Source organism: Paracidovorax avenae ATCC 19860 (assembly GCF_000176855.2).
Taxonomy (GTDB): Bacteria; Pseudomonadota; Gammaproteobacteria; order Burkholderiales; family Burkholderiaceae_C; genus Paracidovorax; species Paracidovorax avenae.
The window spans coordinates 684,598-710,520 of record NC_015138.1 but is presented as its reverse complement, the minus strand read 5'-3'; the positions used below and the strand labels follow the sequence as shown (position 1 = coordinate 710,520).

General features: G+C 66.6%; 22 protein-coding genes and 1 pseudogene. 9 read left to right on the top strand and 14 right to left on the bottom strand.

Going from position 1 to position 25,923, the window contains the following annotated elements:
• Positions 1-110: 110 nt before the first annotated feature.
• Positions 111-919, bottom strand: a protein-coding gene (locus ACAV_RS23970; RefSeq protein ID WP_167539399.1) for an IS5 family transposase whose coding sequence is annotated in 2 segments (ribosomal slippage) — positions 111-589 and positions 589-919 — 810 coding nt in all. Because the reading frame shifts where the segments join, the coding sequence is not laid out codon by codon here.
• Positions 920-1,206: 287 nt separating this feature from the next.
• Positions 1,207-1,341 (bottom strand): annotated as a pseudogene (locus ACAV_RS25030) (type 1 glutamine amidotransferase domain-containing protein); the annotation flags it as partial.
• A 117-nt stretch (positions 1,342-1,458) separates the two neighbouring features.
• Between ACAV_RS25030 and trhA the strand changes: the two are divergent.
• Positions 1,459-2,070, top strand: coding sequence for a PAQR family membrane homeostasis protein TrhA (trhA, locus tag ACAV_RS03195; RefSeq protein ID WP_041828935.1), 612 nt, complete (start codon positions 1,459-1,461; stop codon positions 2,068-2,070).
• Between the two features lie 34 nt (positions 2,071-2,104).
• Here the strand turns inward: trhA and ACAV_RS03190 are convergent, their stop codons facing one another.
• Positions 2,105-2,674: a helix-turn-helix domain-containing protein gene (locus ACAV_RS03190; RefSeq protein WP_013593135.1), complete on the bottom strand. Its 570-nt coding sequence runs from the start codon at positions 2,672-2,674 to the stop codon at positions 2,105-2,107.
• 15 nt (positions 2,675-2,689) lie between these two features.
• On the opposite strand from ACAV_RS03190, the gene ACAV_RS03185 reads away from it, so the two are divergent.
• Together ACAV_RS03185 and ACAV_RS24445 are read left to right on the top strand one after the other, a co-directional pair.
• Entirely contained in the window at positions 2,690-3,574 is an 885-nt protein-coding gene (locus ACAV_RS03185) for a DMT family transporter (protein WP_013593134.1), read from the top strand.
• Between the two features lie 200 nt (positions 3,575-3,774).
• Positions 3,775-4,833: a hypothetical protein gene (locus ACAV_RS24445; RefSeq protein ID WP_013593133.1), complete on the top strand. Its 1,059-nt coding sequence runs from the start codon at positions 3,775-3,777 to the stop codon at positions 4,831-4,833.
• A 60-nt stretch (positions 4,834-4,893) separates the two neighbouring features.
• Here the strand turns inward: ACAV_RS24445 and ACAV_RS23775 are convergent, their stop codons facing one another.
• Both ACAV_RS23775 and ACAV_RS24440 read right to left on the bottom strand, forming a co-directional pair.
• The gene (locus ACAV_RS23775; RefSeq protein ID WP_157768713.1) at positions 4,894-8,046 is read right to left on the bottom strand and encodes an IPTL-CTERM sorting domain-containing protein; all 3,153 of its coding nucleotides are present in this window, start codon (positions 8,044-8,046) and stop codon (positions 4,894-4,896) included.
• Positions 8,047-8,788: 742 nt separating this feature from the next.
• Positions 8,789-9,367 carry a hypothetical protein gene (locus ACAV_RS24440; RefSeq protein WP_157768712.1) on the bottom strand — a complete coding sequence of 193 codons (579 nt, stop codon included), beginning with the start codon at positions 9,365-9,367 and terminating at the stop codon, positions 8,789-8,791.
• A gap of 473 nt (positions 9,368-9,840) precedes the next feature.
• Here ACAV_RS24440 and ACAV_RS03170 point away from each other — a divergent pair, with 473 nt between their 5' ends.
• Positions 9,841-10,509 (top strand): HEAT repeat domain-containing protein, encoded by a 669-nt coding sequence (locus ACAV_RS03170; protein WP_049791038.1) that lies wholly within the window; start codon positions 9,841-9,843, stop codon positions 10,507-10,509.
• Between the two features lie 59 nt (positions 10,510-10,568).
• Here the strand turns inward: ACAV_RS03170 and ACAV_RS03165 are convergent, their stop codons facing one another.
• Complete coding sequence (locus ACAV_RS03165) at positions 10,569-11,261, bottom strand: type 1 glutamine amidotransferase domain-containing protein (protein WP_013593130.1); 693 nt, start codon at positions 11,259-11,261, stop codon at positions 10,569-10,571.
• Between the two features lie 161 nt (positions 11,262-11,422).
• Positions 11,423-12,427 (bottom strand): aromatic alcohol reductase, encoded by a 1,005-nt coding sequence (locus ACAV_RS03160; RefSeq protein WP_013593129.1) that lies wholly within the window; start codon positions 12,425-12,427, stop codon positions 11,423-11,425.
• Between the two features lie 145 nt (positions 12,428-12,572).
• On the opposite strand from ACAV_RS03160, the gene ACAV_RS03155 reads away from it, so the two are divergent.
• Positions 12,573-13,472 (top strand): LysR family transcriptional regulator, encoded by a 900-nt coding sequence (locus tag ACAV_RS03155; protein WP_013593128.1) that lies wholly within the window; start codon positions 12,573-12,575, stop codon positions 13,470-13,472.
• Positions 13,473-13,541: 69 nt separating this feature from the next.
• On the opposite strand, the gene ACAV_RS03150 is transcribed toward ACAV_RS03155, so the two are convergent.
• The 3 genes from ACAV_RS03150 to ACAV_RS03140 are packed head-to-tail and all read right to left on the bottom strand — an operon-like array spanning position 13,542 to position 16,656.
• Positions 13,542-14,519 carry a Bug family tripartite tricarboxylate transporter substrate binding protein gene (locus tag ACAV_RS03150; protein WP_013593127.1) on the bottom strand — a complete coding sequence of 326 codons (978 nt, stop codon included), beginning with the start codon at positions 14,517-14,519 and terminating at the stop codon, positions 13,542-13,544.
• Positions 14,520-14,549: 30 nt separating this feature from the next.
• Entirely contained in the window at positions 14,550-15,641 is a 1,092-nt protein-coding gene (locus ACAV_RS03145; RefSeq protein WP_013593126.1) for a TraB/GumN family protein, read from the bottom strand.
• A 4-nt stretch (positions 15,642-15,645) separates the two neighbouring features.
• Complete coding sequence (locus ACAV_RS03140; RefSeq protein WP_013593125.1) at positions 15,646-16,656, bottom strand: fumarylacetoacetate hydrolase family protein; 1,011 nt, start codon at positions 16,654-16,656, stop codon at positions 15,646-15,648.
• A 107-nt stretch (positions 16,657-16,763) separates the two neighbouring features.
• Between ACAV_RS03140 and ACAV_RS03135 the strand changes: the two genes are divergently transcribed.
• The 3 genes from ACAV_RS03135 (at position 16,764) to ACAV_RS03125 (ending at position 19,404) form a co-directional block, all read left to right on the top strand.
• Positions 16,764-17,546 (top strand): IclR family transcriptional regulator, encoded by a 783-nt coding sequence (locus ACAV_RS03135; protein WP_013593124.1) that lies wholly within the window; start codon positions 16,764-16,766, stop codon positions 17,544-17,546.
• 37 nt (positions 17,547-17,583) lie between these two features.
• The gene (locus tag ACAV_RS03130) at positions 17,584-18,831 is read left to right on the top strand and encodes a DUF3108 domain-containing protein (protein ID WP_013593123.1); all 1,248 of its coding nucleotides are present in this window, start codon (positions 17,584-17,586) and stop codon (positions 18,829-18,831) included.
• 285 nt (positions 18,832-19,116) lie between these two features.
• Positions 19,117-19,404 (top strand): BTH_I0359 family protein, encoded by a 288-nt coding sequence (locus ACAV_RS03125; RefSeq protein WP_011793899.1) that lies wholly within the window; start codon positions 19,117-19,119, stop codon positions 19,402-19,404.
• A gap of 64 nt (positions 19,405-19,468) precedes the next feature.
• Here ACAV_RS03125 and ACAV_RS03120 read toward each other — a convergent pair whose 3' ends face one another.
• The 3 genes from ACAV_RS03120 to ACAV_RS03110 form a co-directional block, all read right to left on the bottom strand.
• On the bottom strand, positions 19,469-20,935 hold the full coding sequence (locus ACAV_RS03120; protein ID WP_013593122.1) for an MFS transporter: 1,467 nt from the start codon (positions 20,933-20,935) through the stop codon (positions 19,469-19,471).
• Positions 20,936-21,011: 76 nt separating this feature from the next.
• Entirely contained in the window at positions 21,012-21,635 is a 624-nt protein-coding gene (locus tag ACAV_RS03115; protein ID WP_013593121.1) for a cupin domain-containing protein, read from the bottom strand.
• Between the two features lie 581 nt (positions 21,636-22,216).
• On the bottom strand, positions 22,217-22,804 hold the full coding sequence (locus tag ACAV_RS03110) for a hemerythrin domain-containing protein (protein ID WP_013593120.1): 588 nt from the start codon (positions 22,802-22,804) through the stop codon (positions 22,217-22,219).
• Between the two features lie 165 nt (positions 22,805-22,969).
• On the opposite strand from ACAV_RS03110, the gene ACAV_RS03105 reads away from it, so the two are divergent.
• Positions 22,970-23,359, top strand: a complete 390-nt coding sequence (locus tag ACAV_RS03105) for a VOC family protein (RefSeq protein WP_013593119.1) — start codon at positions 22,970-22,972, stop codon at positions 23,357-23,359.
• 49 nt (positions 23,360-23,408) lie between these two features.
• Here the strand turns inward: ACAV_RS03105 and ACAV_RS03100 are convergent, their stop codons facing one another.
• Positions 23,409-25,412: a flagellar biosynthesis protein FlhF gene (locus ACAV_RS03100; protein ID WP_218918158.1), complete on the bottom strand. Its 2,004-nt coding sequence runs from the start codon at positions 25,410-25,412 to the stop codon at positions 23,409-23,411.
• Between the last annotated feature and the right edge of the window lie 511 nt (positions 25,413-25,923).

Here is a 25,923-nt window from a genome sequence, read left to right as displayed (position 1 = left end):
ACTTTCCATTAGACTCTCTAATCGACTTCACATAGCCTTGCATTCGGTCGCTTGTGTATGCAACATCATCGACAATCAATAGTGAATTGCATTTATTTAACTTAGAGCGGCTAACACCACCGATCCACGAAGCGCGCGCAGATGATCGCTGCCGCCAGTTTCAATAGCGCTTCGTGGATGTCCAGCCGCCTCTCGAATCGGATGCGCAGCTTGCCGAAGCCTGCAAACCATCCGTGCGTTCTCTCCACCACCCACCGATGCCGACCCAGCCGCTCGCTGCTTTCGATGCCTCGTCTGGCAATCCGGCTGGCGATGCCCCGCTGTCTCAGGAAGACACGGCAGCGCTCATAGTCGTAGCCCTTGTCGGCGTGCAGCTTCGATGGCCTGCGACGCGGCTTGCCCTGCAGTCCCCTGACGGCTGGCAGAGCATCGATGCATTTCTCGAACATCATCGAATCGTGCCGATTCGCACCACTGACCAGCACCACCAGCGGAATGCCCCGCGCGTCTACGACGATGTGCCGCTTGGAGCCGAGTTTGCCTCTGTCCGTGGGGTTGGGCCCTGTTTCCTGGCCCCCCGGGGGCTTGGTACCGACGAGCCATCGATGCTTGCCCGGCTCCAATCGATCTGGTCGTGCTCGCGCAGGCGCACCAGCATGGCGTGGTGCAGCTTCTCCCACACCCCGGCAGCGTTCCAGTCGCGCAGCCGCCGCCAGCACGTCATGCCACTGCCAAAACCGAGTTCCTGCGGCAGGTCCTCCCAGGCGATGCCGGTGTGCAGCACGAATAGGATGCCATTGAGTGCGGCTTCATCGCTGACGGTGCGCTTGCGCGCCCCGCCTTTGGCCGAGGGCACGAAGGCCGGGATGAGCGGCTGCAGCTGTCGCCACAGTTCTTTGCTGACGGGTCTTCTTGCCATGAGGGCGCCAAGCATAGCTGCTTCGCGCTGGGCTATGAACAGGTCGTGTTAGCCGCTCTTACTGGCCAATGCTGCATCTGCAGGATTTCTGATGTCAAGCCTCAGGGTTCTATGTTCTTCAACCGGTATTCTCAACTCTTCTGCAATGAAGTCGCGTAGAGCATGAGCATCGGCGTGCGAACCCACTATCGCCAAATCAGGAGGGGGCTTAATTTCTTTTATGCGCTGCGCAACCTCGCCATCACCCAGCACAGCGGTAGCAACACGAAGCCCTTCTTCTTCGCCTCAGGCTCGCAGCCTGGCGCCTTGGCATGGCGCAGCACGCCGGGGGCGTGGCAGACCAGGGCCAGCGGCTTCTTCGCGGCGAAGGTCTTCTCGATCAGCGCGATGGATTGCGCGTCCTTGGCCAGGTAACACAGCGGGCGTTGCCGCCGGCGTAGGTCGGTCTGGGCGAATACCGCTTGGACTACCCCCTTTTCTTCACGCCCATGTCACGCCCGGCTGATCCACTGGCGCCAATCCACCGCTGCTCCATGGAAATGCGCCCCGGCGAACGCTTCAACACCTGCACCCACTTGTTGGGGTTCGCGCTGGCTGTTCCAGGCGTTCCCCTCATGCTCCTCGTCAGCCTGCCCACCGGGGACGCGGGCAAGATCGCAGGGGGGCTGGTTTTTGCGCTGTCCTGCGTGGCACTGTATGCCGCATCCACCTTCTTCCACGGCGCGCAGGGGCGAGCGAAGTCGTGGTGGCGACGGGCGGACCACTGCGCCATCTACCTGCTCATTGCCGGCAGCTACACCCCCTTCGCGCTGGTCGCGGCGCGGGGTGCCTGGGACTGGGCCGTCCTGGGGGCGGTGTGGGGCATCGCCTTGCTGGGCATGGCGCGCGAACTGGGCGCCGCTTCTCCGGCACCGCCCCTGGCGCTCTACGTGGGCATGGGCTGGGCCATGGTGGTCGCTGCCGTACCGCTGCTGGCCCGGATCGACGCCGGAGGGCTGCGGTGGCTGCTTACCGGCGCAGCCCTCTACACGGTGGGCACGGTCTTCTACGTCAATCGCGCCGGCTATCGCCATGCGCATGGGGTCTGGCACCTGTTCGTGCTGGGTGGAACGGCGAGCCACTATGCAGCGGTGGCCAGCGTGGTGGCCTGATCCGATGCGGCCTCCTGCGCTGCGGCCAGACCCGTCAGCACACCACGTTCTTCACGAACCGCAGCATCTCCGTCCCGGCGTTCTCGCACACATAGTCCTGGGCGCTGCTGTAGATGCAGTAGTCCCCGGCAGCCACCGTGACCACCTCATGCTCGAACCGGAGTGCCAGCGTGCCCGCCACCACGAAGACCATCTCGTGCCATCCGGCGGGGTCGGCCTGTCCGTGGTAGGTCTCTCCAGGCGCAAGGGCCCATGACCACAGCTGCGCCTCCCGGGTTGCGGGGACATAGCCCAGGAGCACACCGCGGCTGTCCTTGCTTTTTCCCTTCCAGGCCAGCGCATCGACCCGCTGGCTCCTGGCCGAGGGATCACTGACCAGCGCGACGAACCCCACGCCCAGTGCCGCCGCCAGGCGATCCAGGCTGGCCAGGCTGATGTTCGTATCCCCCGCCTCCAGGCTGGAAATCATCCGGCGGCTCAGCCCCGCCGCTTCCGCGAGGGCCAATTGGCTCAAGCCCGCTTCCGCTCTCAGGCGGCGCAGGTTCTCGCTCACGAAGGCGAGCACGTTCCCGTCCGCCGTTTGACTGTGCAATATATTGCTCATATGATCATGTGCAGTATGTTGCACACATTGTCCCACCGAATTTTCCTGCGGCGCCAGGAAGTGGCCTTGCTGCTCATCACCATGGTGTGGGGGGCAGCATTCCTCGTCATCCACATCGGGCTGGCGCACAGCGGCCCGCTGTTCTTTGTCGGGCTGCGTTTCGCCGTGGCGGGGCTCGTCTGCCTGCTGGTCTTCCGAGGATGCATGCAGCATCTGACCTGGCTTGAAGTGAGGGGCGGATGCGCCATCGGCGTGGCCATCTTCCTGGGCTACAGCCTGCAGACCTATGGGTTGACGTTCATCACCATCAGCCAGTCGGCGTTCATCACCGCGCTGTATGTGCCGGCGGTGCCGTTGTTCCAGTGGCTGGTGATGCGCAGCGTTCCCCATCCCATGGCGTGGATCGGCGTGGCCCTGGCCCTGTCCGGCCTGCTCCTGCTGAGCGGCGTGGATCCGCTGGACACCCAGGTGTTGGGGACCGGTGAGCTGCTCACATTGCTGGGAGCCCTGGCCATCGCCGCGGAGATCGTGCTGATCGGGAAGTACGCGGGGCGCGTCGATCCCAGGCGGGTGACCGTGGTCCAGCTGATCGCCGCCAGCGTGCTGGCTTTCGCGGCGATGCCTGCGGCGAACGAGGGGATTCCGGCGTTCTCGTGGGTTGGGCTGGCATGCGCGGGGGGCCTTGGCATGGCCAGCGTACTCATCCAGTGGGTGATGAACTGGGCGCAGCGCGAGGTATCTCCCACCAGGGCCACGCTCATTTACGCCAGTGAACCGATCTGGGGTGCCGCCATCGGCCGGCTTGTCGGCGAGCGGCTTCCTCCACTGGCATTGCTGGGCGGGATGCTGGTGGTGCTGGCAGTGCTCGTGAGTGAATGGCGGCCGGGGCGGCGTCACTGAGGTTGGCCAACGCCTGCTGGACCGAAACCGGGCTCCCTGCCACATTTCCTGCCCAGGCCGTCTCGCACGGATTCACGCCGCTCTACCAGCATCACGGCGTACCGCTTGAACTCGTCCGCAAACCATACTCAACAGCAGGCGGGACAACTCTGCTAAATTTGATCCAAATACAACTATTCGATCGTACTTTTGATCAAGATATGAAAAAGACCATCCTTGCCGCACTGATTCCTGGAATGTTCCTGATTTCGGCGCACGCTGATCCATTGCTCGATCAGTACAACGCCCCCTGGACGCCGTCATCAGCATTTGCCGCAACCGGCATCAAGTGGGATCCCGACGCGAACAAGAAGGTCATCTTCGATGACCTGGGAGGATCGCAGCAGGCAAATGCTGTGTCATTCAATACACAAGCACAACGGACGTTCTTCCAGAACAACTTCAATGGTGTCCTGCGAGGCTGGGCGCAAACATGGACTGCTCAAGGCCTGACCGGTCAGGCTTTCCTGACCGCTGTGACATCGCAACTGGACACCTTATACAAAGGGGTCCGGCCCGCCTTGGCTTCTGCCTATCCGGGCCTCAGCGACGTAGCTTACAAAGGCCTGATGCTTCAAAACCTCGCGCATGCGTATTACGTCTACGGGACGAGCCGTTACTTCGAAAAGCTGGTGGAAACCGGTGGTCTGCTTCTGACCAACCAGCTCACGCTTTCCGACGAACTCCGCGCCATGCTCAGCCTGACGGTGGGAGATTGCAGCGAATATCGTGAACTGATGCGCGTTCTCGGCGTGGCGTGGGGCCTCCCGATTGTGCCTGCTGGCGTCTCGCTTAATTACACCTCGCCGCACGCAAATGCAGCCTTCGCGTCGGTTCACGCCTTCACATTGCTCGTGGACAGCACTTCGGGCTCGCCTAATGTAGTCTTGCTGGACGCGCTTACCAATGCAGCGCTCGGGATCGGCCCCATGCAGTATCTCGGTATCGGCACAGGTGATGGCATCGTCGCGCTGACCAGCAACGCCTACAACCGCCTCGCCACGCTGTTCGCATCGCGTCGGGTGTACGGTTTCTACAACCTGTTCATGCAACCGGACTACCGAGAGGCGCAGCTGAAAACCACGCTGCCCGATGCGTCCTTGTTGGCCTTCGACTACAACTACTTTCTTGAGGCTTATCCCAAGCCCAGTAACTCCAGTACCGGCTGGGCCGTCTACAACGGCAGCAACAGCTACTGGGCCTCTCAGCCTCGGTATTGAGGTAGGCGCGAGGCGTTGCTCGCGTCCGCGAACTGCAGGCCTGCCAACAAGTGCCCCTCTTCAGGCCCGCCGGCGCACAGCCAGCATCCCCATGGCCGCTGCCATCAGCGACATCAGGATCAACCCCCGCTGGCTCAAGGTGGGAATCGTGGCCACGCTCCCTGCATCGGGCGCTGTCGCCAGTACCATCGGCGCGAACGGATCACGGATGCTGCCCAGCGTAGCGTCGCTGTCGCCCTCGCCGTTGTCCGTCACCTGGTACGTAGCCGTCAACCGGTCGCCGCTGATGCTGGAGACACTGGGCGTGAACCAGCCAGCGGGCGCGCCGAAGGTCTGCGGGCCGTACTTTTTCAGCTGCGCCTCAGCGGGGATGGCACTCGGATACGTGATGCTCACCGTGAGCGTGGCGTTGCTGCACCCCGTGGCAGCAAAGCGCAACACGCCCAGCGGGAAGCTCGCGTTGCCGGGCGTCCCGGCAGGGGCGGTCGTACTGATGCTCAGCGAGCCGACCGTGCACCCTGCAGGCGCGCCTGCGATCACCACGGAGGCATTGCCACCACCCGGCACGCCCGTCATGGGCACGCCCGGATTGGTAATCTGCTGCGGCGTGGCCTGCACCGCCGTAGACAGGGCGCCATCGCCGACGGAATTGGTGGCCCGCACCGTGAAGGAATACGTCTGCCCGTTGCTCAGTGCAGTGGCCGTACAGCCCAGCGCTCCCGTCGTGGTGCAAGCCACCGAGCTGACGCCACCGGGCACGGTTTGCTTGAACACCGTGTAGCCGGTGATCGCGGCACCGCCGTCATCGGCGGGAGCGGCCCAGGTCAATGCGACGGTGCCATCCCCGGTACTGGAAGCCAGCGTCGTGGGCGCGCCCGGCGCCGTGGTGGCACGCACCAGCAATGCATTGGAGGGAATACCGTTGACGAAGGCACGCACGGCATACCAGCCGCTGGCGAGAGAAGACGGCAACGCCTGCGAGGTGTAGCTGGTGCTGCTGGACGTGGCGGGTGCAAGCCACGCACCGGCATCGTTGTCCAGGCGCTGCAGGCGCACCAGCGGCAGATTGTGGGCAGAACTGTTGGTGGAGCCTCCACTGGCCTCGCTGTCGCCACGCATCAGCGTGCCATTGAGGCTCAGGGAGCCCCCTGGGTGCAGCGAGCCTGGGTTGGCAGCGGTCAGGGTCGGCCGACGACCGACAGGGACATCCTGATTCGGCGTAAAAAGCTCTGCGCTCGCGAGGGAGCTGCTTTGGGAGCCGCCTCCTCCCGTGACCAGGATCTTGCCGCTGGGCAGCAGGATGGCCTTATGCGCATAGCGCGCAGTGCCCAGGCTGCCCGCATTGCTCCAGGCATTGGAGGCAGGGTCGTACAACTCCGCGCTGGCGACGAAGCCGTTGCTGAAGCTATAACCTGACGTCACCAGCACCTTGCCGCTGGGCAGCAGCGTAGCCGTATGGAAGTAGCGGGCAGCGGCCAGGTTGCCCGCGTTGCTCCAGCTGTCGGTTGCCGGGTCGTACAACTCCGTGCTGGCCCGGTCAACGCTGCTTCCTCCTCCCCCCGAGACCAGCACCTTGCCGCTGGGCAGCAGCGTGGCCGTATGGTTGGAGCGCGAATTGATGAGACTGCCTGCGCTGCTCCAGCTATTGGTGGCCGGGTCGTACAACTCGGCGCTGGCAACTGCGCTGGTGGCGTAGTTGCTGGTCTCTCCTCCCGCGATCAACACCTTGCCGCTGGGCAGCAGCGTGGCTGTATGGCTGTACCGCCCAGTACCGAGACTGCCCGCGCTGCTCCAGCCATTGGTTGCCGGGTCGTACAGCTCCGTGCTGGCAACAGCACCGCCGTCCCCCCCTCCCGTGACCAGGACCTTTCCGCTGGGCAACAGCGTGGCCGTGTGGTTGGAGCGTGAACTGCCCAGGCGGCCCGTATTGCTCCAGGTATTGGTTGCCGGGTCGTATAACTCCGCGCTGGAGAGGGCGCCGCTATTGCCGTTGCCACCTCCCGCGACCAGCACTTTGCCGCTGGGCAGCAGCGTGGCCGTGTGGCCATAGCGCGCAGTCAGGAGGCTGCCCGCGCTGCTCCAGCGATCGGTTGTCGGATCGTACAGCTCTGCGCTGGAGAGGGCGCCACTGTTGCTGCCCCCCGTGACCAGCACTTTGCCGCTGGGCAGCAGCGTGGCCGCAGGGGAAAAGCGCCCGGTATTCAAGCTACCCGCGGCACCCCAGCCACTCGTTGCTGCGTCGTACAGTTCTGCACTGCCGATGTAAACGTGGTTGGCCCCGCCCGCGATCAGCACCTTGCCGCTGGGCAGCAGCGTAGCCGTATGGTAAGCACGCGCGGTGGTCAGGCTGCCCGCGCCGCTCCAGCCATTGGTTGCCGGATCGTACAGCTCTGCGCTGGCAACGGCATCGGTGGCGTTGTCGCTACCTCCCGTGAAAAGTACCTTGCCGCTGGGCAGCAGCGTGGCCATATGGTAGTAACGCGCAGTGCCTAGGCTGCCCGCGCTGCTCCAGCTATTGGTGGTCGGGTCGTACAGCTCCGCGCTGGCAAGAGCGGCACCGCCGAGCCCTCCCGCGACCAGCACCTTGCCATTGGGCAGCAGCGTGGCCGTGAGGTAAGAGCGCGCAGTATTGAGGCTGCCTGCATTACTCCAGCTATTGGTGGCCGGGTCGTACAGCTCCGCGCTGGCAAGGGCGCCACTGTTGCGCCCTCCCGCGACCAGCACCTTGCCATTGGGCAGCAGCGTGGCCACTGGGGAAGCGCGAGCAGTGTTCAGGGTGCCTGCGCTGCTCCAGCTATTGGTGGTGGGGTCGTACAGTTCGGCGCTGGCGACGGCGCTGACGCCGGAACTGTCGGCCCGTCCCCCCGCGATCAGCACCTTTCCGCCGGGCAGCAGCGTGGCTGTATGGTAAGCGCGCGCAGTGTTGAGGGTGCCTGCGGTGCTCCAGCTATTGGTGGCCGGGTCGTACAGCTCTGCGCTGCCAATATCCCCACTGGCCCCCCGCCCTCCCGTGACCAGCACCTTGCCGCTGGGCAGCAGCGTGGCCGTGTGGTAGTACCGCGCAGTAACGAGGCTTCCCGCGGTGCCCCAGCCATTGGTGGACGGGTCGTACAGTTCCGCACTGGCAAGCGTACCGCCGGACTCCCCTCCCGCGATCAGCACCTTGCCGCTGGGCAGCAGTGTGGCCGTGTGGGAGAAGCGCGTGGTGCTCATATTGCCGGCGCTGCTCCAGGCGGACTGCGCCAGCACAGAGCCACTGGCGCCTAAAAACAACGCGCAGACAAGACACAGCCAAATCTTCCGCAGCCAAGTGAAGACCAGGGCAAGTTGCTGTTGCTGTTGCGGTGGCAAGTGCTCAGACGCAGTCATGTGCGGGGTTCCTCCGGAGCGGTATGTCCGTGCTTGGATAAAGGCAGGCGGAGCGACGGCCCCAGCGCTGGAAATCCTCGAAATGAGTATTTCGAATTTTATAAAAAGTTACGTAGTTTACTAAAAAACACGACGCACTTTGACCCGCCGTGCGCGCTTGTTCTGTTGACATGGAGGAAATGGAAAGCCGCACGTACTTCCCGACACTGCTTCACTCAGCGCGTGCCCCGCGTGCTGGACTGGCCGTACCCGTGCTGGCGCATCAATGGGTGGGAGGTTCGGCGACGATCGGCAGCAATCGAGCTACAGCAGCTTTCGGAGCGGCCAACCCTACCGTCTCAAAAGTGCGAAGTAGCTATGTTTTTGCACGCCCATGGCAAGACACCACGTCAGCAAAGCACTGTGGCAACAAGCCAAAGGCCATGCTGCCGGCATCTTCAGGAAGACCCCTCGCAGTCACTGGGTAGGCTATGGCAGCGCCATGATTCGACGATGCTCGATAGTGAATGAATGCGATTCCTACTGCCCACGGATTGCAGGGAGGCGTCCGCAAGCAGCTATCGGCCTTTGACCGATGAAACCAGGACTACCGGTAGATTGGGATGTAAATTGTGCTGTTACAGTGCGCCGAACTAGGGAGGAACTTTATTTCAGCAGGCTCAACCGCCCCCTTCAGCAAGGGAAAGTTTCGCCTAATATGAACTTGAGCGGCAGCAATTTCGTTTTTATATTGAACAAGCAGCTTTTTGCCCTCAAACTTGTAATCGACCGAGCCGAAATAAACGATCTTTCCCCTGGGAACCTCATACACCATCGTCTTCGTGCCGTCGCAAGGTTTGAAGTCGGCACCAAGCAAAGATGAGCCATCCGAGACCACTCGAACGTTCGTGATGCCCAGAACGTCTCCAGCATTGGCCTTTCCCACTATAAATCCCTGCTTGGCAGCCCCATAGAAGGCTGCCGGCCTGATGAGGTTCTGGCTGAAGCGACCGTCATCAATACTGCCGGGAAAGATCGACACGCGATAATTTTCGGGTGAAACACCCATTATGAAAACCGACTCGGATTCGGATGGAGCAGCTGAACTCTCGTCTAGCTGTCCGAGCGAGGAGCATGCGGAAATCATCGACAAGCAAAATAGACTGAGGATCTTTGCAGCGTTCATGAGGCGCTTAAATTAAAAAAACAGGGCGTACGTAACGCAATGTATACCACGCGATTGCAGGTCACACGCGGGCTTGCGACAGAGCACTTGGTACGCCATCCTCGACTTGTGATGCTGGTCGCACCGGCCGAAATCTCGGCGCGCGCGGGAAGTTCAAGGCCGGCTGCAGTCATCCGGCCCATGTCCATCAAGCGCTGACTATCCGGCAGTTGCGGTCGTAGCAGCAGCGAAGGCAAATGCCAGTCCTGCCCGCCTGCTGTCTGATTGCCGTTTAGCAAGGCGTCTTGCATAGCACGGTGATCAACACGCTGTGCAGCGCAGTAGTTCAGAAATCCACGCACTTCGACCTGGACTTGCTGATCGCCCACTGGGGCGTCTGGGCGATACAGCAGCGGTGATCCCGCTGATCGAGACATTTGAAAACCCGCGCCGAGGAATGCCGCAGGAACTGAGCACAGAACTGGTCAAGGCGATTGGCGAGTTGGGCGACGCGCGTTGCCGCCCCGGCACTGGGTCCGCTCGAGGCGCGGGAAGCCGTGCCTGAACTGATGGCTGCGCTGGAGCAGGCCAGGACACCGCGCGATGCCGAAGAATTGGCCGAGGTGTTGGCCCAGCTGGAAGGGCCCGCCGAGCAGCAGTGGCCGCGTGCGGGACTGCATCCAGCGTCGCTGCAGGTGCGCCGTGCCGCCGCCCTGCAGCTGGCGCGCACGGCGTCCCAGCAAGCGGCACAGCATCTGCGCGCCATCTTGCCCGAGCTCTCCAGCGGTGACGCCGTGAGCGTGGCCGAGGCGCTGGCCTTGATGATACGGGTGCTGCAGGCCGATGTCGCCCCTGAAGCGTTATTGGAGGCGCTGGGTCGTCTGGGCGATCCAACCGCAGTGCCTGCACCGGTCGATCAGCTGAGCAGCCCTAATGCGCGTCGCCGGAAGGGCGCGGCCGTGGCGCTGGCGCAGATTGCCAACCCTGCGGCCGGGGCACCGCTGGTCAAACTGCTGCTGGAGGAGATGCATCTTGAGGTCGCGCAGGCCTCCATGCAGGCCTGGCCGGCGATGGGGGCAGAGGATGATGGAGCACTTGCTGCGCTGGCTGTACCTGGCACGCGAGCTTTCCCGTTGACCTATGCCCGGCAATTACGCCAGTAAAGCTGATTTCGGGGGGTAGCTTCCTGCTCATCGCAGCGCCTTCGAACTGGTAATCAGCCTCACCCCAACAGCTGCAGCAGCGCCTTCGCCGCCGGCTCCGACGACGCCGGATTCTGCCCCGTCACCAGCATCCCGTCCGTCAGCACGAACGGCGCCCAGTCCGCGCCCTTCTCGTACAGCCCGCCGTTGGCCTTGAGCATGTCCTCCACCAGGAACGGCACCACCTGCGTGAGCTGCACGCCCTCTTCCTCGCTGTTGGTGAAGCCCGTCACCTTGCGGCCCTTCACCAGCGGCTCGCCGCCCGGAGCCTTGGCGTGGCGCAGCACGCCGGGGGCATGGCAGACCAGGGCCAGCGGCTTCTTCGCGGCGAAGGTCTTCTCGATCAGCGCGATGGATTGCGCATCCTCGGCCAGGTCCCACAGCGGGCCGTGGCCGCCGGGGTAGAACACCGCGTCGAAATCCCCGGCGCGCACGCTGGCGAGCGGCACGGTGGTGGCCAGTTGCCGCTGCGCTTCGGCATCGGCCTTGAAGCGGCGCGTGGCGTCGGTCTGGGCGCTCTCGTCGTCGCTCTTGGGATCCAGCGGCGGCTGGCCGCCCTGGGGGGATGCGAGGGTGATCTCCGCTCCTGCGTCCTTGAACACGTAGTACGGCGCGACGAATTCCTCGAGCCAGAAGCCGGTCTTCTTGCCGGTGTCGCCGAGGCGGTCGTGGGACGTGAGAACCATCAGGATGCGCTTGGGCGTGTTTGCCATGGGGAATTCGCTTTCGTGGAGTCAGTCAAAGTCAAAACAAAGCTCCACCGTAGCGCAATTCCCCGGTCCGCGCGGCCAGGGCGCTGGGTTCGCGGCGGCGGCCTACAGTTGTCCCGCCGGCAGGGCCGCGCCGGTACCGCTGGCCCACCGGCCGGCCAGACTCACGATGACGTGCTACGGCGCGAGACCAGGTTCGCGTGGATCCACGACGCCACGTCGGTCACCGGAATGTCGTGGCGTTGATTGAAGGTGCCGTTCTTGTCCCATGCGACGCCACGGCCTTGGGCAAAAGCCGCTCGGTACTTCCGCATCATGTTGTGGGGATCGCGCGCCAGCTCATCCAGCAGATACTGCTCGGTCCACTCCGAACGGCTGAAAGGACGGCCGAGGGCCGCCTGCAGCTTGTCGGCAACCTCACCGTATGTCACGGTGTCGCCGGCCAAGTACACGATCTCGTTCCGGATGCGAGGGGTGGCGAAAACGACCTCGGCAGTCAGCGCACCGATGTCGTCAGGGGTCGTCAGCGTCACGGCGGTGTCGAGGCTGCCCAGGGCATGGACGGCGCCGTTCTGCAGGTCGACGACACCGAACTCCGGCTCGAACAAGTAGCTCATGAACATGCCGGTCGAAATGATGACCCATTCCGTGTGGTGCTGGCTGCGCAGCAGCTCGCGCACGTCCAGTTGCGCGTCGAAGATGTCCTGCGGACTGCCGCGGCCGATCACGTCGAAATCGACGCCGAACTGCCAGGGGAAGTACCTCGGGATGCGGGCCTGCAGCGCGGCCTTCGCCAGCTTCATCGGCGTGTCGATTCCTGCTGCATAGCCTGCGCAACCGATGACCGTGTCATAGCGCGAGAACACTGCGGCTAGTTCATCGACGGTGCTCTTCACCAGATCGCCCGTGACGATCTCGATTCCGAGGCTTTGGATTTCAGCGACGTCACGCTGCTTCCCCGGGGTGGCGGACTCCACGGTGCTGGCGCGAAGCAGCACGCTGATCTTCGCGCCGTCCACGTCCTTCGCGCGGCGTGCAAGATTGCGCAGCACCGGCAGGCCCAGTTCGCCAGCGCCGAGCACGAGGATGTTTCGAGACCCGGCGCCAGCACCCGTACCGTTGACCCCGTTGCCCGGCGACACTGGCCGTGGGCGGTTTTGATCCGACATCGATGATTTCTCCTGTAGATATGATGCATTTGCACTCTAATGAGCGCGGCACCGCGGAAAAAGCCGCCGCGGCCGGTTTCAGAATTCAGGAAACCCGAACGATGCCGGGCGCGGTGCCCCAACCCTTGATTCCCCAGGACAGCGCATGGACCGTGTACAAGCAATGCAGGTATTTCTGCGCGTAGTCGAAAGCGGGAGTTTCGTGCGTGCCGCCGAGACATCGGGCTTGCCGGCTTCCTCCGTCACCAGCATCGTCAAAAGGCTCGAAAAACACCTGCAGACGCGATTGCTGAATCGCTCCACCAGAAGCATCAGCCTGACGCCGGAAGGTGAGCGCTACCTCCACCGCTGCCGCGAAATTCTTGACCTCATCTACGAAACCGAGTCGGGCCTGCGGCCTGCCGAACGCCCGCGGGGACGGCTGCGCGTGGATATGCCCAGTGGCATTGCACATGCCTTGGTGCTGCCGCATTTGGGAGATTTCCAGCAGCGGTATCCGGACATCCATCTGCTGATCGGGGTCAATGATCGCCAGGTGGACCTGATCCAGGAAGGCGTCGATTGCGTCATCCGCACGGGGGCGCTCAATGACTCGACGCTGATTGCGCGCCGCCTGGGGGCGCTGCGTTGGATCACCTGCGCAGCACCGTCCTATTTCAAGGAAAACGGCACGCCGGATAGTCTGGAAGACCTGCAACGGCACCGGGCGGTCCACTACTTTTCCAGCACGACCCGGGGGGGCGGCGAGTTGCATTTCGTCCAGGACGGCGTCAGCCTCGCGCACCCCGTCCCCGGCACCTTGGCGGTCAACGAGACCGGGCTGTACCTTCAGCTGGGGCTCAACGGCGTCGGCTTGATTCAGTTGCCCGAGGTCCTGGTGAGAAAGCACCTGGATTCCGGGGAATTGCGCGAGGTGCTGGCCGACAAGCGGCCGCCACCGATGCCGGTATCGCTTCTCTATCCCCATCGCCGATTTCTCTCTCCGGCGATGCAGGCATTCACCGATTGGACGGCCGCGCTGTTCTGCGGCACCGAGTGCCAGTGAACGGGATGGCCACCCAGCGCTGGCTTCGTCGCCGACGACGGCGGCGGAGCGGCGCCGGTACCTTGCCGTTCAGTCCAGCTTCACGCCGGCCGCCTGGATGATCGGCCCCCAGCGCTTGGCCTCGCCGCGCGCCATGGCGCGGAACTGCTCGGGCGTGCCGGGCAGCGCTTCCATCCCGAAATCCTGCATGCGCTGGACGACGGTGGGCGTGGCGAGGGCATTGTTGATCTCGCCGTTCAGGCGGCCGACGATGGCCGGCGGCAGGCCGGCCGGGCCGAGCACGCCCTGGAAGGCATAGACCTCGGCATCGGGCACGCCCACTTCGGCCAGCGTGGGCACCTGGGGCAGGCGGGCGGCGCGGCGGCCCGAGCCGATGGCGAGCGCGCGCACCTTGCCCGACTGGATCACCGGCAGGCCGGCGGCCAGGTCCAGGAACATGCACGGCACCTGCCCGCCCATCACGTCCTGCAGCGCGGGGGCCGCGCCGCGGTAGGGGATGTGGGTCAGGAAGGTCTTGGTGCGGTTCTTGAACATCTCCATCGCCAGGTGGTGGGGCGATCCATTGCCCGGCGATGCGTAGTTCAGCTTGCCGGGGTTGGCGCGCGCATACGCGATGAATTCCTGGAAGTTGCGCGCCTCGAAGCCCGGGTGCACCACCAGCGCGAGCGGGAAGCGCGAGAGGCCGCCGATATAGGTGAAGTCTTTCTCCGGGCTGAACGGCAGCTTGCTGAACAGGTGTTCGTTGAAGGCCAGCAGGGCGTTGTCGGCCGACATCAGCGTGTAGCCGTCCGGCCTGGCGGTGGCGACGATCTGCGCGCCGATGTTGGTGGAGGCGCCGGGGCGGTTGTCCACCACGATCTGCTGGCCCAGCGGGGTGCGCAACGCCTCGGCCACGGTGCGGGCGAGCACGTCGGTGCCGCCGCCGGGTGGGTACGGCACGACCCAGCGGATGGGCTGGGCAGGGTAGTCGGACTGGGCGCGCGCCCAGGGCTGGACGGCCAGGGCGGCCGCGGCGGCGGCGCTCCCCAGCAGGGTTCTGCGGTGCATGTTGTCTCCTGTTGTTGTCTTCGCCAAAAATCAGGGCCGCGCGGGCCATTCCACGCGCTCGACCCGGAAGCCCTCGCGGGCCAGCAGTGTCGGCAGGCCCTGCGGGCCCACCATGTGCAGCGCGCCCACGGCCGCGAACACGGCGTGGCCCGCGCGGTGCTCGGCCACGATGGCGCGCGCCATGCCCGGGTTGCGCGCCACCACCAGCTGATCGAAGGCCTGGCGCTCTTCCGGGGTGCGCTGGCAGCCGCACCACTGGCCGTAGGTTTCCAGCAGGTTGGCGCGGCCGTCGGACCAGGCCGTGGCGAGCGTGGTCAGGGTCTCGCGCGCGGAATGGTTCTCCAGCTGGTCGAGCCCCGAGGCGACGGCGGCGGCGGTTTCCTTCGGGTCGTCGGACGCCAGCGTCTGCACCTGCAGATCGACGGACTCCAGCGACACCACGGGCTTGTGCAGCCCGCGGGCCAGCCCGGCCAGCACGAAGTCGATGCCATAGGCCGGATCGAAGCCCTCGCGCCGAGCGGACATCACCACCAGCGAGGACACCTGCAGTTCGGGCCGCATCTCGGGCATGGAAGGGTCGGCGCAGGCGGCATCGCGCTGCGCGGCCAGGCGGCGTTCGAGGTCGGGGGGCAGCGGCGGGGCGTCCGCCGGCTTGCGCAGGGCGGCCTGCAGCTTCTGCATCACGGTGGGATCCAGCAGGTCCATCTCCAGCGCCACGCGGTCGCTGGCGCGGACGGCGGCCATCACCGTGGGGCCGGGCAGCATCCAGCCGCGCCGGGCGGCATGCACCGTGCCGTAGAGCCAGCTCGTGCGTCCGTCTTTTTCCACACGCCACAGCAGCCCGCGGTCGCGGGCCTTCTGCAGCGCCTGGGGAATGCCGGCGGGATCGAGCGGCTTCGGCAACGGGGGGCAGTCGGCCCGCCGGGCCGCATGGGCCGGTGCGGGCGCGGAGGCGGCGGGGCGGCCGGCGGCGGCCGATGCGGAAGCGGGTGCGGAGGCAGGCACGGCGGCGGGCGCGGTCGATGGCAGGGTCGCCGGAGCGGGCTGCGCCGGGACCATGGCCGGCGCCAGGCAGACAAGCCCGGCGGCGGCCAGCCGGCGCAAGGCGGCGGGCAGGGTCATGGCGTCAGGCAGCGGGGCTGGCGATCGCCTGGTCGATGGCGCCGAACAGGCTCTGGCCGGCCTTGTTCTTCATCTCGATGCGGATGGTGTCGCCGAATTGCATGAACCCGGTGGAGGGCTTGCCGTCCTGGATGGTCTCGATGCAGCGCTTCTCGGCGATGCAACTGTAGCCCTTGGGCCACTCCATGCGGCCGTTCTGCTCCACGCCGCGGTTGCTGACCGTGCCGCTGCCCACGATGGAGCCGGCGCGCACGTTGCGGGTCTTGCAGATGTGGGCGATCAACTGCCCGAAATGGAAGGTCATCTCGGGCCCGGCGTCGCACATGCCGACCTTGCGGCCGTTCCAGGTGGACTGCAGCGTGAGATTCAGGCGGCCGCCCTCCCAGGCGTCGCCCAGTTCGTCCAGCGTGACGGCCACGGGGCTGAAGGCGGTGGCGGGCTTGGACTGGAAGAAGCCGAAGCCCTTGGCCAGCTCGGCCGGGATCAGGTTGCGCAGCGAGACGTCGTTGGCCAGCATCACCAGCCGGATGCCGTCGAGCGCCTGCTCGGGCGTGGCGCCCATCTTCACGTCGCCGGTCACCACCGCGATCTCGGCCTCGAAATCGATGCCCATGGCCTCGCTGGGCACCACCACGTCGTCGCAGGGACCCAGGAAATCATCGCTGCCGCCCTGGTACATGAGCGGATCGGTATAGAAGCTCTCGGGCACCTCGGCGTTGCGCGCCTTGCGCACCAGCTCGACGTGGTTGATGTAGGCCGAGCCGTCGGCCCACTGGTAGGCGCGCGGCAGCGGGGCCATGCAGCGCTCGGGCTCGAAGGGGAAGGCATGCGGCGCGCGGCCGGCGTTGAGCTGCTCGTAGAGGTCCTGCAGTTGCGGGGCGAGGAAGCCCCAGTCGTCGAGCACCTGCTGCAGGCGGCTCGCGATGCCGGTCGCATAATGGGCCGTGCCCAGGTCGCGGGAAACGACGACCAGCTGGCCGTCGCGGGAACCATCTTTGTAGGTGGCGAGTTTCATGGGGTTCAGACCTCGTTGTCTCCGCAGCGCGCCGGCACGCTGCCTGACACAAATTACGAATGGTTAAATTGATTTAACTAAACAAAACTCCGGGAATTCTATTGCAGATGGACAAGGAAAGGGCGGGCATTCAATCGGTGGAGGTGGGCTTCTCGCTGCTGGAGGGCCTGACGCGCAGCCGGGGACCGCTGATGCTCAAGGACCTCGCCGCCGCCGCCGGCATGAGCGCCGCCAAGGCGCACCGCTACCTCGTGAGCTTCCAGCGCCTGGGCCTGGTCGCGCAGGACCCGCGCACCGCCCGCTATGACCTGGGCCCGGCCGCCCTCAAGCTCGGCCTGGCGTCCCTCGCCCGGCTGGACCCGGTGCGGCTCGCCCGCGAGCGCCTGCCGGCCCTCATGGAAGACATCCAGCAGACCCTGGCCCTGGCCGTCTGGGGCAACCGCGGGCCGACCATCGTCCACTGGGAGGAATCGCACCAGTCCGTCACCGCGAACCTGCGGCTGGGCGACGTGATGCCGCTGCTTTCTTCCGCCACGGGCCGCTGCTTCGCCGCGCACCTGGCGCCCGACGTGACGGCCGGGCTCATCGCCGAGGAACTGGCCGAGGCCACGCGGCGCGGCCGCAAGGACATCCCCGCCACGCCCGAGGCCCTGCAGCCCATGCTGGAGGAAGTGCGCCAGCGCGGATCCGCGCGCGTGGTCGATACGCTGCTGCCGGGCATCGTGGCCTTCTGCGCGCCGGTGTTCGACGCGGACGGCCACCTGGCCCTGGGCATCACCACGCTGGGCTCCGTCGCCACCTTCGATCCGCAATGGGGGGGCGCCATCGACGCGCCGCTGCGCGCCATGGCGGACAGGCTTTCGGCCGACCTGGGCTACGGGCAGGCATGAGCGTGGCCGCTGCCTGCCGCCCCGGGGGCCGCCGCTGATGCCGCGCCGCGTCCTGGCGGCGCTCACCACCCTGGTGGCCGCCCTGCATGCGCTGGTGCTGTTCGGCCTGCCGCGCTGGGCCGGCGGCACGGACGCGAGCCGGCCGGAAGCGCTGGCCTTCCACACGCGCATGCTGTCGCCGCCGGCCCCACCGCCCCCGGAACCCGCCGCAGCGCCCGAACCGCCTGCGGCCCAGCCGGTCGCGCCACCGCCACCGCCACCACCCAGGCCGGCGAAGGTCCGCAAGCCGCGCCCTGCGCCGCCGGCTGCGGCACCAGCGCCCGAGCCCTCGCCGGCCGAAGAGGCCATGCCATCCACTCCGCCTGTCCCTGCAGATGCGGGCGAAGCGCCGCCCACCGCCCCCACGGAAGCGGCAGCGGATACGGCCACGGACGCGGCCCAGGCGGCGCGCAACGCCGCGCAGGCCGCCGCGGCCCTGGCCAGCGCGCCCTCCTCCGCCGCTTCCTCAGCGGCCTCCAGCGCGACCGCGGCCGCCGCCCCAGCGCCCGCCACCGACGCCAGCGATCCCGCCGACACCCGCAATGCGGGCGTGGAGATCCGCCCCCCGAACGGGCCCGCCATCGATGCCAGCGCCAAGCCGCCGCCCGTGCAGTTGCCGCCTCCATTGCGCCTGGCGTTCGACGTGAGCGGAGAGGTGAAGAAATTCGCCTACCGGGCCAACGCCACGCTGGTGTGGCGCCACGACGATGCGGGCTACGAGGCCCGGCAGGAGGCCAAGGCCTTCCTGCTCGGCTCGCGCTCGCAGACCAGCAGCGGCGTGGTCACGCCCGCCGGCCTGCAGCCCAGGCGCTTCGGCGACCAGGCCCGCAAGGAGCAGACGGCGGATTTCGACTTCGGCGCGGGCCGTGCCACCTTCAGCGGGGGCGGCGCCCCGGCCGCCATCGCCGCGGGCGCACAGGACCGGCTGAGCGTGTTCATCCAGCTCGGCGCCCTGCTGGCGGCCGCGCCCGATCGCTATCCCGACGGCACGCGCATCACCTTCACCACCGTGGGGGCCCGCAACGCCGACCGCTGGACCTTCACCATCGAAGGCACCGAGACGCTCGACCTGCCGATAGGCCCCACCCCGGCGCTGAAGCTGGAACGCCTGCCGCGCCGCGATGCCGACGAGAAGGCGGAGCTGTGGCTGGCCCCCTCGCTGGGCTTCCTGCCCGCCCGCATCCGGCTCACCAAGGGCAATGCCGACTACGTGGACCTGCAGTTGTCAGGCCGCAGCAGCCCATGAGCGGGATGGCCGCCCCTGCGTGCGGGCCGGCGGCCATGCCAGGGCGGTGTGCGGTTTCGCCCACAGCTTCGTGGGACGGTGGCGTGACTTCGCCCCGCAGCCTGCACGGCCGGGCTTTTCATGAAATACTGGGTTCACGCATCCGCTTCGGGCGCGGCGCCCGGGCTCCGGTCCGGGAGGGCTGGCACGGCGTATGCAAGGACGGGTTTCCGAGGGTCTTGAACTTCGGGACCCGGGTGGCCATCTGACCCAAGTAAACGATTGTTTGACCGACAGGGGAACACCATGCACATGCTCTACGACTCCGACTCCTTCGTGGTGGTCCACATGCAGCCCGACACCGGCGAGGCCGAGGCACCCGCGGGCGTTCCGCCCGTGCACCAGCTGGTTCGCCACGGCTTCGAGATCGTGGACAAGCGCTCCGGCAAGGAGGTGTACCTCGACGGATCCTGGGCCGAGATGTTCCAGCAGCAGATCCTGGCCTGGCAGCGCGACACGCCCACGCAGGAAGAGGTGGACGACACGCTCGACGGATATGTGGGGCTGGCGCAGAACCCGGTGGTGGTGCACTGAAGCGGCCACCCGCCCCGGATCGACAAAGCACCCTTGCCGGGTGCTTTTTTGTTCATGCAGTCCGTCAGGCCGATCCCGAGCGGAGATTCCCCGCCAGCAAGGCCGCTACGGCAAGGCACGCGCCGATGAGCGCGGAGGTCACGGAGAACCCGACCTGTACCGCCTGGGCTCCGGCACCCTGGGGCGCCAGGACGAAGAAGAGCCCCCCGATCACGGCCACGGAAATCGCCGCGCCGACCTGCAGGGTGGCATGGACCAGGCCTGCAGAGAGCCCCGCCCAGCGGGTATCTACCTGGTCCATGTTCAGGCGCACCAGTGCAGGCATCGCCATGCCCTGGCCCAGGCCGATGGCAAACAGCGGCAGCACGAGCCACGGCGCATGGTGGGCAATGGCCAGGGCCGAAGCCCCGAACATGCCCAGTAGCTCCACCACGATGCCGAAAGCGGCCGTTCCCGCACCCAGCCGCAGCGCGGCCCTGCGGCTGCACAGCGAGCCGCACAGGAACCCCACACCCATCGGCATGAGCGCCAGCCCCGAGGCGAGAGGGCCGCGGCCCAGGCCCGCCTGCTGGTAGATGGAGAAGATCAGGAAGAATGGCGCGATGGAATAAAAGCAAAGGGTGGCGGCCAGGCTGCAGCGCAGCCCCCGCTGGCCCAGCAGCGACGGCGCGATCAAAGGCGCTCCCCCTGAACGCTCCACGCCTTGCTCGAAGCGCCAGAATGCCCGCAGCAGCGGCACGCACGACACCAGCAGTCCCCAGCACCACCAGGGCCACCCGTGCTCGCGGCCCTCTATCAGGGGAACCAGCAGCGCCAGCAGGCCAGCCGCCAGCAGGAATGCGCCGCGCACGTCCAGCTGGACGGCATGGGGCGAGCGGCTCTCCTGCACCAGCGCCAGGGCTGCGGGTACGGCCAGGGCGACGACAGGCAGGTTGACGAGGAAGACGGTGCGCCAGCCCAGGCCGAACCAGTCGGCCGCCACCAGCGCGCCCCCCAGTCCCTGCCCGGCCACGGCGGCGAGCCCGAAAACGGCCCCGTACAGGCCCAGGGCGCGGTTCTTCTCATGCGCGGGAAACAGGGCATGGATGGCAGCCAGCGGCTGCGGCGCCATGACGGCAGCAGTCAGCCCCTGCAGCAGACGGCCGGCCACCAGCACCTCCGGCGACGTGGCCAGCCCGCACAGCACCGACGACCCACCGAAGCCCAGCATGCCGCAGACGAACACGCGTCGGCGGCCGTACAGGTCACCGAGCCGGCCCCCCAGGATCAGCGTGACGGCATAGGCGGCGGCATATACCGAAATGACCAGCTGCGCCATGGCGGTATCGGCCGCCAGGTCGGTGCGCATGGCCGGCAGCGCGACATTGACGATGAAGAAATCCAGCGGCGGCAACAGGGCCCCGGTGAGCAGCACCGCGAGCGCCAGCCAGCGGCGCGCATCGGGACGGATCCCCGCTGCGGCATGCCCCAGCGGCAGGGCGGCGGGTTCTGCCAGGAGAGTCCCCTGGCTGGACAATATTCTTTCGGGCATGCAAAAGCCCTCCTTTTTGCAGAGTGCGGAGCCGCGCGCCCTCAGGCCGCGATGGGGTGGAAGACGCCTGCGGTGCTTATGGCCTGGAGCGTTCGGAAATGGCGATGGCGGGCGGCAATGCCTCGGTGGGGTAGGCAGCCAGATCGCCCCCGCCCAGCTCGATATGCCCGCGATACCGCTGGCGGATGGCGGCGAGTTCATCGCCCGCCAGCGGCGTGACCGCCGCGCCGGCGGGCACGGACGTGGCCCTGACATATTCCTCGAAGCCCGGCCGGGGGAATATCCAGATGACGGTCGCCGTCGTATTGCCGGTATTTTCGAAACCCATCCAGGTTCCGGCCGGGGCGTAGGCCATGCCTCCCGGCCCGACAACCCGGTGCTGGTCGCCGATGTGCGCGAGCAGGGTGCCCGACTGCACGATGACGAGTTCCTCCATGTGCGGGTGCCGATGAAGGGGTATCTTCTTTCCCGGAGCGATGTCTTCGGTGCCGGCGGAGAAATCGCGCGCACCCGCCGTCACGGGATCGACCTTGATGGTCATGGGATAGCCCCACCGCCGCGTGAGCTGCTCGCCTTCGTTGGCCTGGAGCAGCAGGGGAATCGGCTCTCGCGCCCAGCCGCTGCCTGCGTGGAACAGCGAGAGGACGCAAAGGGAAGCGATGGCGGGTACTCTGCATACCGCGCGAAGGGCGAAGGCCATGGGTGGATTCCGGTAGTTGACGCTCCGGACACGAAGAGTCCGGCACCCGGGATTTTCAGAATCAACCGCCGGCGAAACAATAAGTAACAACAACTGCACTGCATAGCGACCCACGATGCTTTGCACGGGAAAAAGGGCAACTTTTTCGGACTAGAAAGGCACTGCGCGTCCGCATCCGGCTCCCATCCCCAAAACCCCATTGCATTAGAGCGACCAACACAACCCAGCGAAGCGGTTCTGGCTGGGCGCCATATCACAGGCAGTACGGGTAGTACGACAAGATGTGGCAACGACGCCAGAAGGGTCGTGTTAGCCGCTCTTAATCCTGCCAGTGCCGGTACTCCATGACATGGCCATCCGTGCCCCGGATCTCCACGATCCCTCCCAGCCTGAGCCGGTATTCGATCCCGTCCACACGCGCAGCGTAGTAGCACGGCAACCACGGATATTCACTCCAGCGCGTCAGGGGAATGGATGTCGATCCCTGGATGCACCTGCAGATGCCAACACGGACAGGATCCGCTTTTTTTTCAATGAAGGTTCTCCATACCCGCGCCGGGGCTTGGCTTGCGAACAAGGCCTCAGCCGCCCCGCCGCCGCGACATCTCCTGCCCCATGCCACCCAGCGCAGCCTCCTGCAGCAGCCCCTGAGCCGCCGGGTAGGCCACCGCCTCCTCTCGGTCGATGTGCCCGGCATACAGGCTGGCGAATGCGTCCAGCGCCCGTTCCTGCTCCGGGGACAGGGGCACCGCGCCAGGCGCCCCCTGGGCCACGGCGGCCAGCGGAACGCGCGCCTGCGACCACAGCAGCGCCATGGCGGCATGCTCACGCTGCAGTTCCCGCACGAGTTCCACCACCGGGGCAGTCCCCTGCGCCAGCAGCGGCGGAAACACGTGCAGTTCCTCGTCCTCGTGGTGCAGCGGCGCGGCGATGTCGAAGTAGCGCAGCACGTCGCGCGCGGCCTCGCGGGCCTGCGCATCGCAGCCCTGCACGCGCAGGTGGGCGCGCAGGCGCTCCAGCAGCCCCAGCGTGCGCTGCACACGCTCGTGGCAGGCGTGCAGCATCTCGAAGGGCTGGTCGAAGCCGGCGGCGGGGCTGCGCAGGCCGGGGACGGCGGCATCCGGGCCGGGAGATGGGCGCAACGGGAAGGGAACGGACGAGCGGATCATGGGCATGCATCATGTTGTAGGAACAGGAGCCGCGCATACGCGGAGCCAGCGATGGCAGGGCAAAGAGCGATCGCATGACATCGGAGCTTGCCATGGCAGGCCGCAGGCATAAACTTTCCCCAGGCAGGAGTTCCTGAACCAGAGGGAAAGACAAAGGCATCCGACATGATCGACCACACCGGCATCGCCGTCACCGACTATGAGAAAAGCAAGGCGTTCTACACCCAGGCGCTCGCGCCCCTGGGCTATCAACTGCTCATGGAAGTGAGCGCGGAACTGACAGGCAGCCACGACATGGCCGGCTTCGGCGAGCCGCCGAAGACCGACTTCTGGATCAGCAGCGGCGGCCCCAACCGGCCGGCCATCCACATCGCGTTCCGGGCCACCGACCGCGCGGCGGTGGATGCCTTTTATGCCGCCGCCCTGGCGGCGGGCGGCACCGACAACGGAGCGCCGGGCGTGCGGCCGCACTACCACCCGCACTACTACGGGGCCTTCGTGCGCGATCCGGACGGCCACAACATCGAGGCGGTGTGCCACTCGGCCCCCGCATGATCGGCTCCCCCGCGCTCGCGCGGCGGGGCCATGGGCCGCAAAGCCCAGCCTAGGAGCGGCGCGATCCGGAGGAGCCCGGCGACAGCCATGGGCTGAAGGAGAACTCCGCGGGCGACGGCTCGTCCCTCGCTGCACGTCGCTGCGCCTCGGACGCCTCTTTTCGCAGTTGCTCTCCCACCAGGCTCTTTGCCAGTTGCTTTGCCGCCTTCCTCTTCGCCTGCTGCAGGACTGCATCGTGGTTGGAGAGTTCGTAGCCCTGCGATGCCTCCTCCTGCAGGGCGCTATCGACGGCTTCGGCAATGCGCGGATCGACATCGTCCAGACGGACCCGCCCTCCGACGACGGACAGCTTGACCTTCTCCAGGTCTTTCTGAAGATCTTCCTCCAGGACGGCAAGCGCAATCATGTTGACGACCGAGGCATCGGGCCTTTCCGCTTTCCGGCTCCTGTCCTCCCGGATGCCGGCAAGCAAGGACGCAACACGTGATCCGAGCGGGGGTTGCGGTGACGGGTGCTTTTCCGGAGGCTCGGCGATATTCGCATTCCTGTGCCCGTTCAACAACTCCTGCATGAGCACCTCGCGCGCCACCCTGCTGGACGCAAGTTGCAGCGCCTTCTCCGTCACCAGCGGGTTGGCCGGGAGGCGGCGGCCATCGGCGCCCAGTTCCTTCAGGGCGTGGGCGAAGGCATCGGCAAGGCGCTGGTCCACGCCCGGCAGTCGGGTCGATCCCGCAGGGGCCTGCCGCATGCACTGCCGGAGGTCAGTCTGCATCTTGCTACCCATGAAGCGAAGGGCCTTGGTGAGATCGACCCGTGGTTTCCCGTTGAAGTCAACCGTCGTGGACTCCCTGATGTAGTTGGCCGCCGCTGCTTCGAGCGGCAATTGCCGGCCTGCCGATGTACCGGCATGCACCGGGGATGGACTGGCAGAAGCACGCGGCGCTTCGGCCCTCTCTTTTTGCAGCTGTTGATCGATCAGGCGATTGGCCACTTGCCTGGCTGCCTTCCTCTTCGCCTGCTGCAGGACCGACTCGTGGCTGGAGAGGTCGTAGCCCTGCGACGCCCCCTCCTCCAGGGCGCTCAGGAGCGCTCCGGCAAGGCGCGGCTCGAGGTCGTCGTCGAGATAGACCTTCCCCCCGAAGACGGACAGCCTGGCCTTCTCCAGATCCCTCAGCAGATCGTCCGCCAGGAAGGCAGCCGCTGCACTGCTGGCGCTCAGGGCATCGGGCCTTTCCGGTTGCTTGCTCCGGAGGTTGGCGAGCCAGGACGCCGCACTCGATTCGAGCGTGGGCGGCGGCGGCATGCGCCGCCCCGGCGGGGTCTGCAGACGCTTCACATCCACAGGCATGCGCGCCAGCTGCTGGTCGATCACCTCGCGCGCCATCCTTTCGGATGCCATTTGCAGCGCCTTTTCCGTCACCAGCGGTTGGGCCGGGAGGCGATGCCCATCGGCGCCCAGTTCCTTCAGGGCGTCGGCGAAGGCGTCTGCAAGGCGTTTGTCAACACCCTGGAGCCGGGTCGAACCCGCAGAGGCCTGCCGCATGCCCTGCCGGAGGTCGGCCTGCAGTTCGGTGCCCATGGCGCCGACGGCCTTGGCGTGATCGATCCGCAGTTTGCCGTCTCCCGTCGGGGCCGCCATGGCCTCCTTGATGTAGTTGGCCGCCCGTTCTTCGAGCGGCAACTGCCGGCGGGGCAACGGGCCGGCAGGCTCGGCGGTGCGCGGTTCAGGCCGCGCCGGCCTTTGCGCGGAGGCACTGGGGCTGGCGCGCTGCGTGCGCCCCGTTGGCTGCTGCGCCCAGGGATTGAAGGAAAACTCCTCGTGCTGTGCCGGTGCGGCCGGCGCCTCGCTGCGTGCCGGCCGGCCCGTGGGCGGCGACGCAGGCCGGGCTTCGGGCCACGCATGCACGGCGGCCGCGGAGGCCGGCGGCGTGAAGGCGGAGGTGCGCGCGGGGCGGCCCATCGCCCGGTCGTCCCGGTTCGCGAGCCAGTCATGCAGGCCGCCCCCTCCGCGATGGGATGCTCCATGCGTGCCATACGGATCAGACACATGCATCGCGCGATGGGGGAAGGCGGCCGGCGGCATGGGGTGACCCATCGCCTGGTGGTCGCGGCGGGCAATCCACCGGTCCAGGGGCTCCGACGGTATTACCTCGTGCAGGTGGTCCGTCCAATGGCGGACCGGCTCCCGGGGCAGGTCGGTCCAGTGGGTGCCTGCGCGCGGCGGGCTCGGATCTCTGCCGAACACCGGCGAAGCCTGGCGCGGCGGGGAGGAATGTCCCCCCAGGTAGTCACCGGCCCGCTGCGAAGGCCGCAGGCCGGCCAGCGCACCGTCCCCCTGGAGCATCGCCCCACGCCGGGCAGGCCGCGCCTCGGGGCCATGGCGATCCGTGGATTCCGGACGCGAAAGATCCGCCGTCCGGCCGGTGCGGGAAGTGCCCAGGTGTCTGTGGTTCGGTAGCAAGGGAGGTCCTCGGTGCAGCGCCGCAACGCGATGGCAGCCCTGCCCGGGGAGGCAGGAGGCGACGCGGCAGATGGACCGGTTGTAGCGCCGCGGCGGCCTGGGC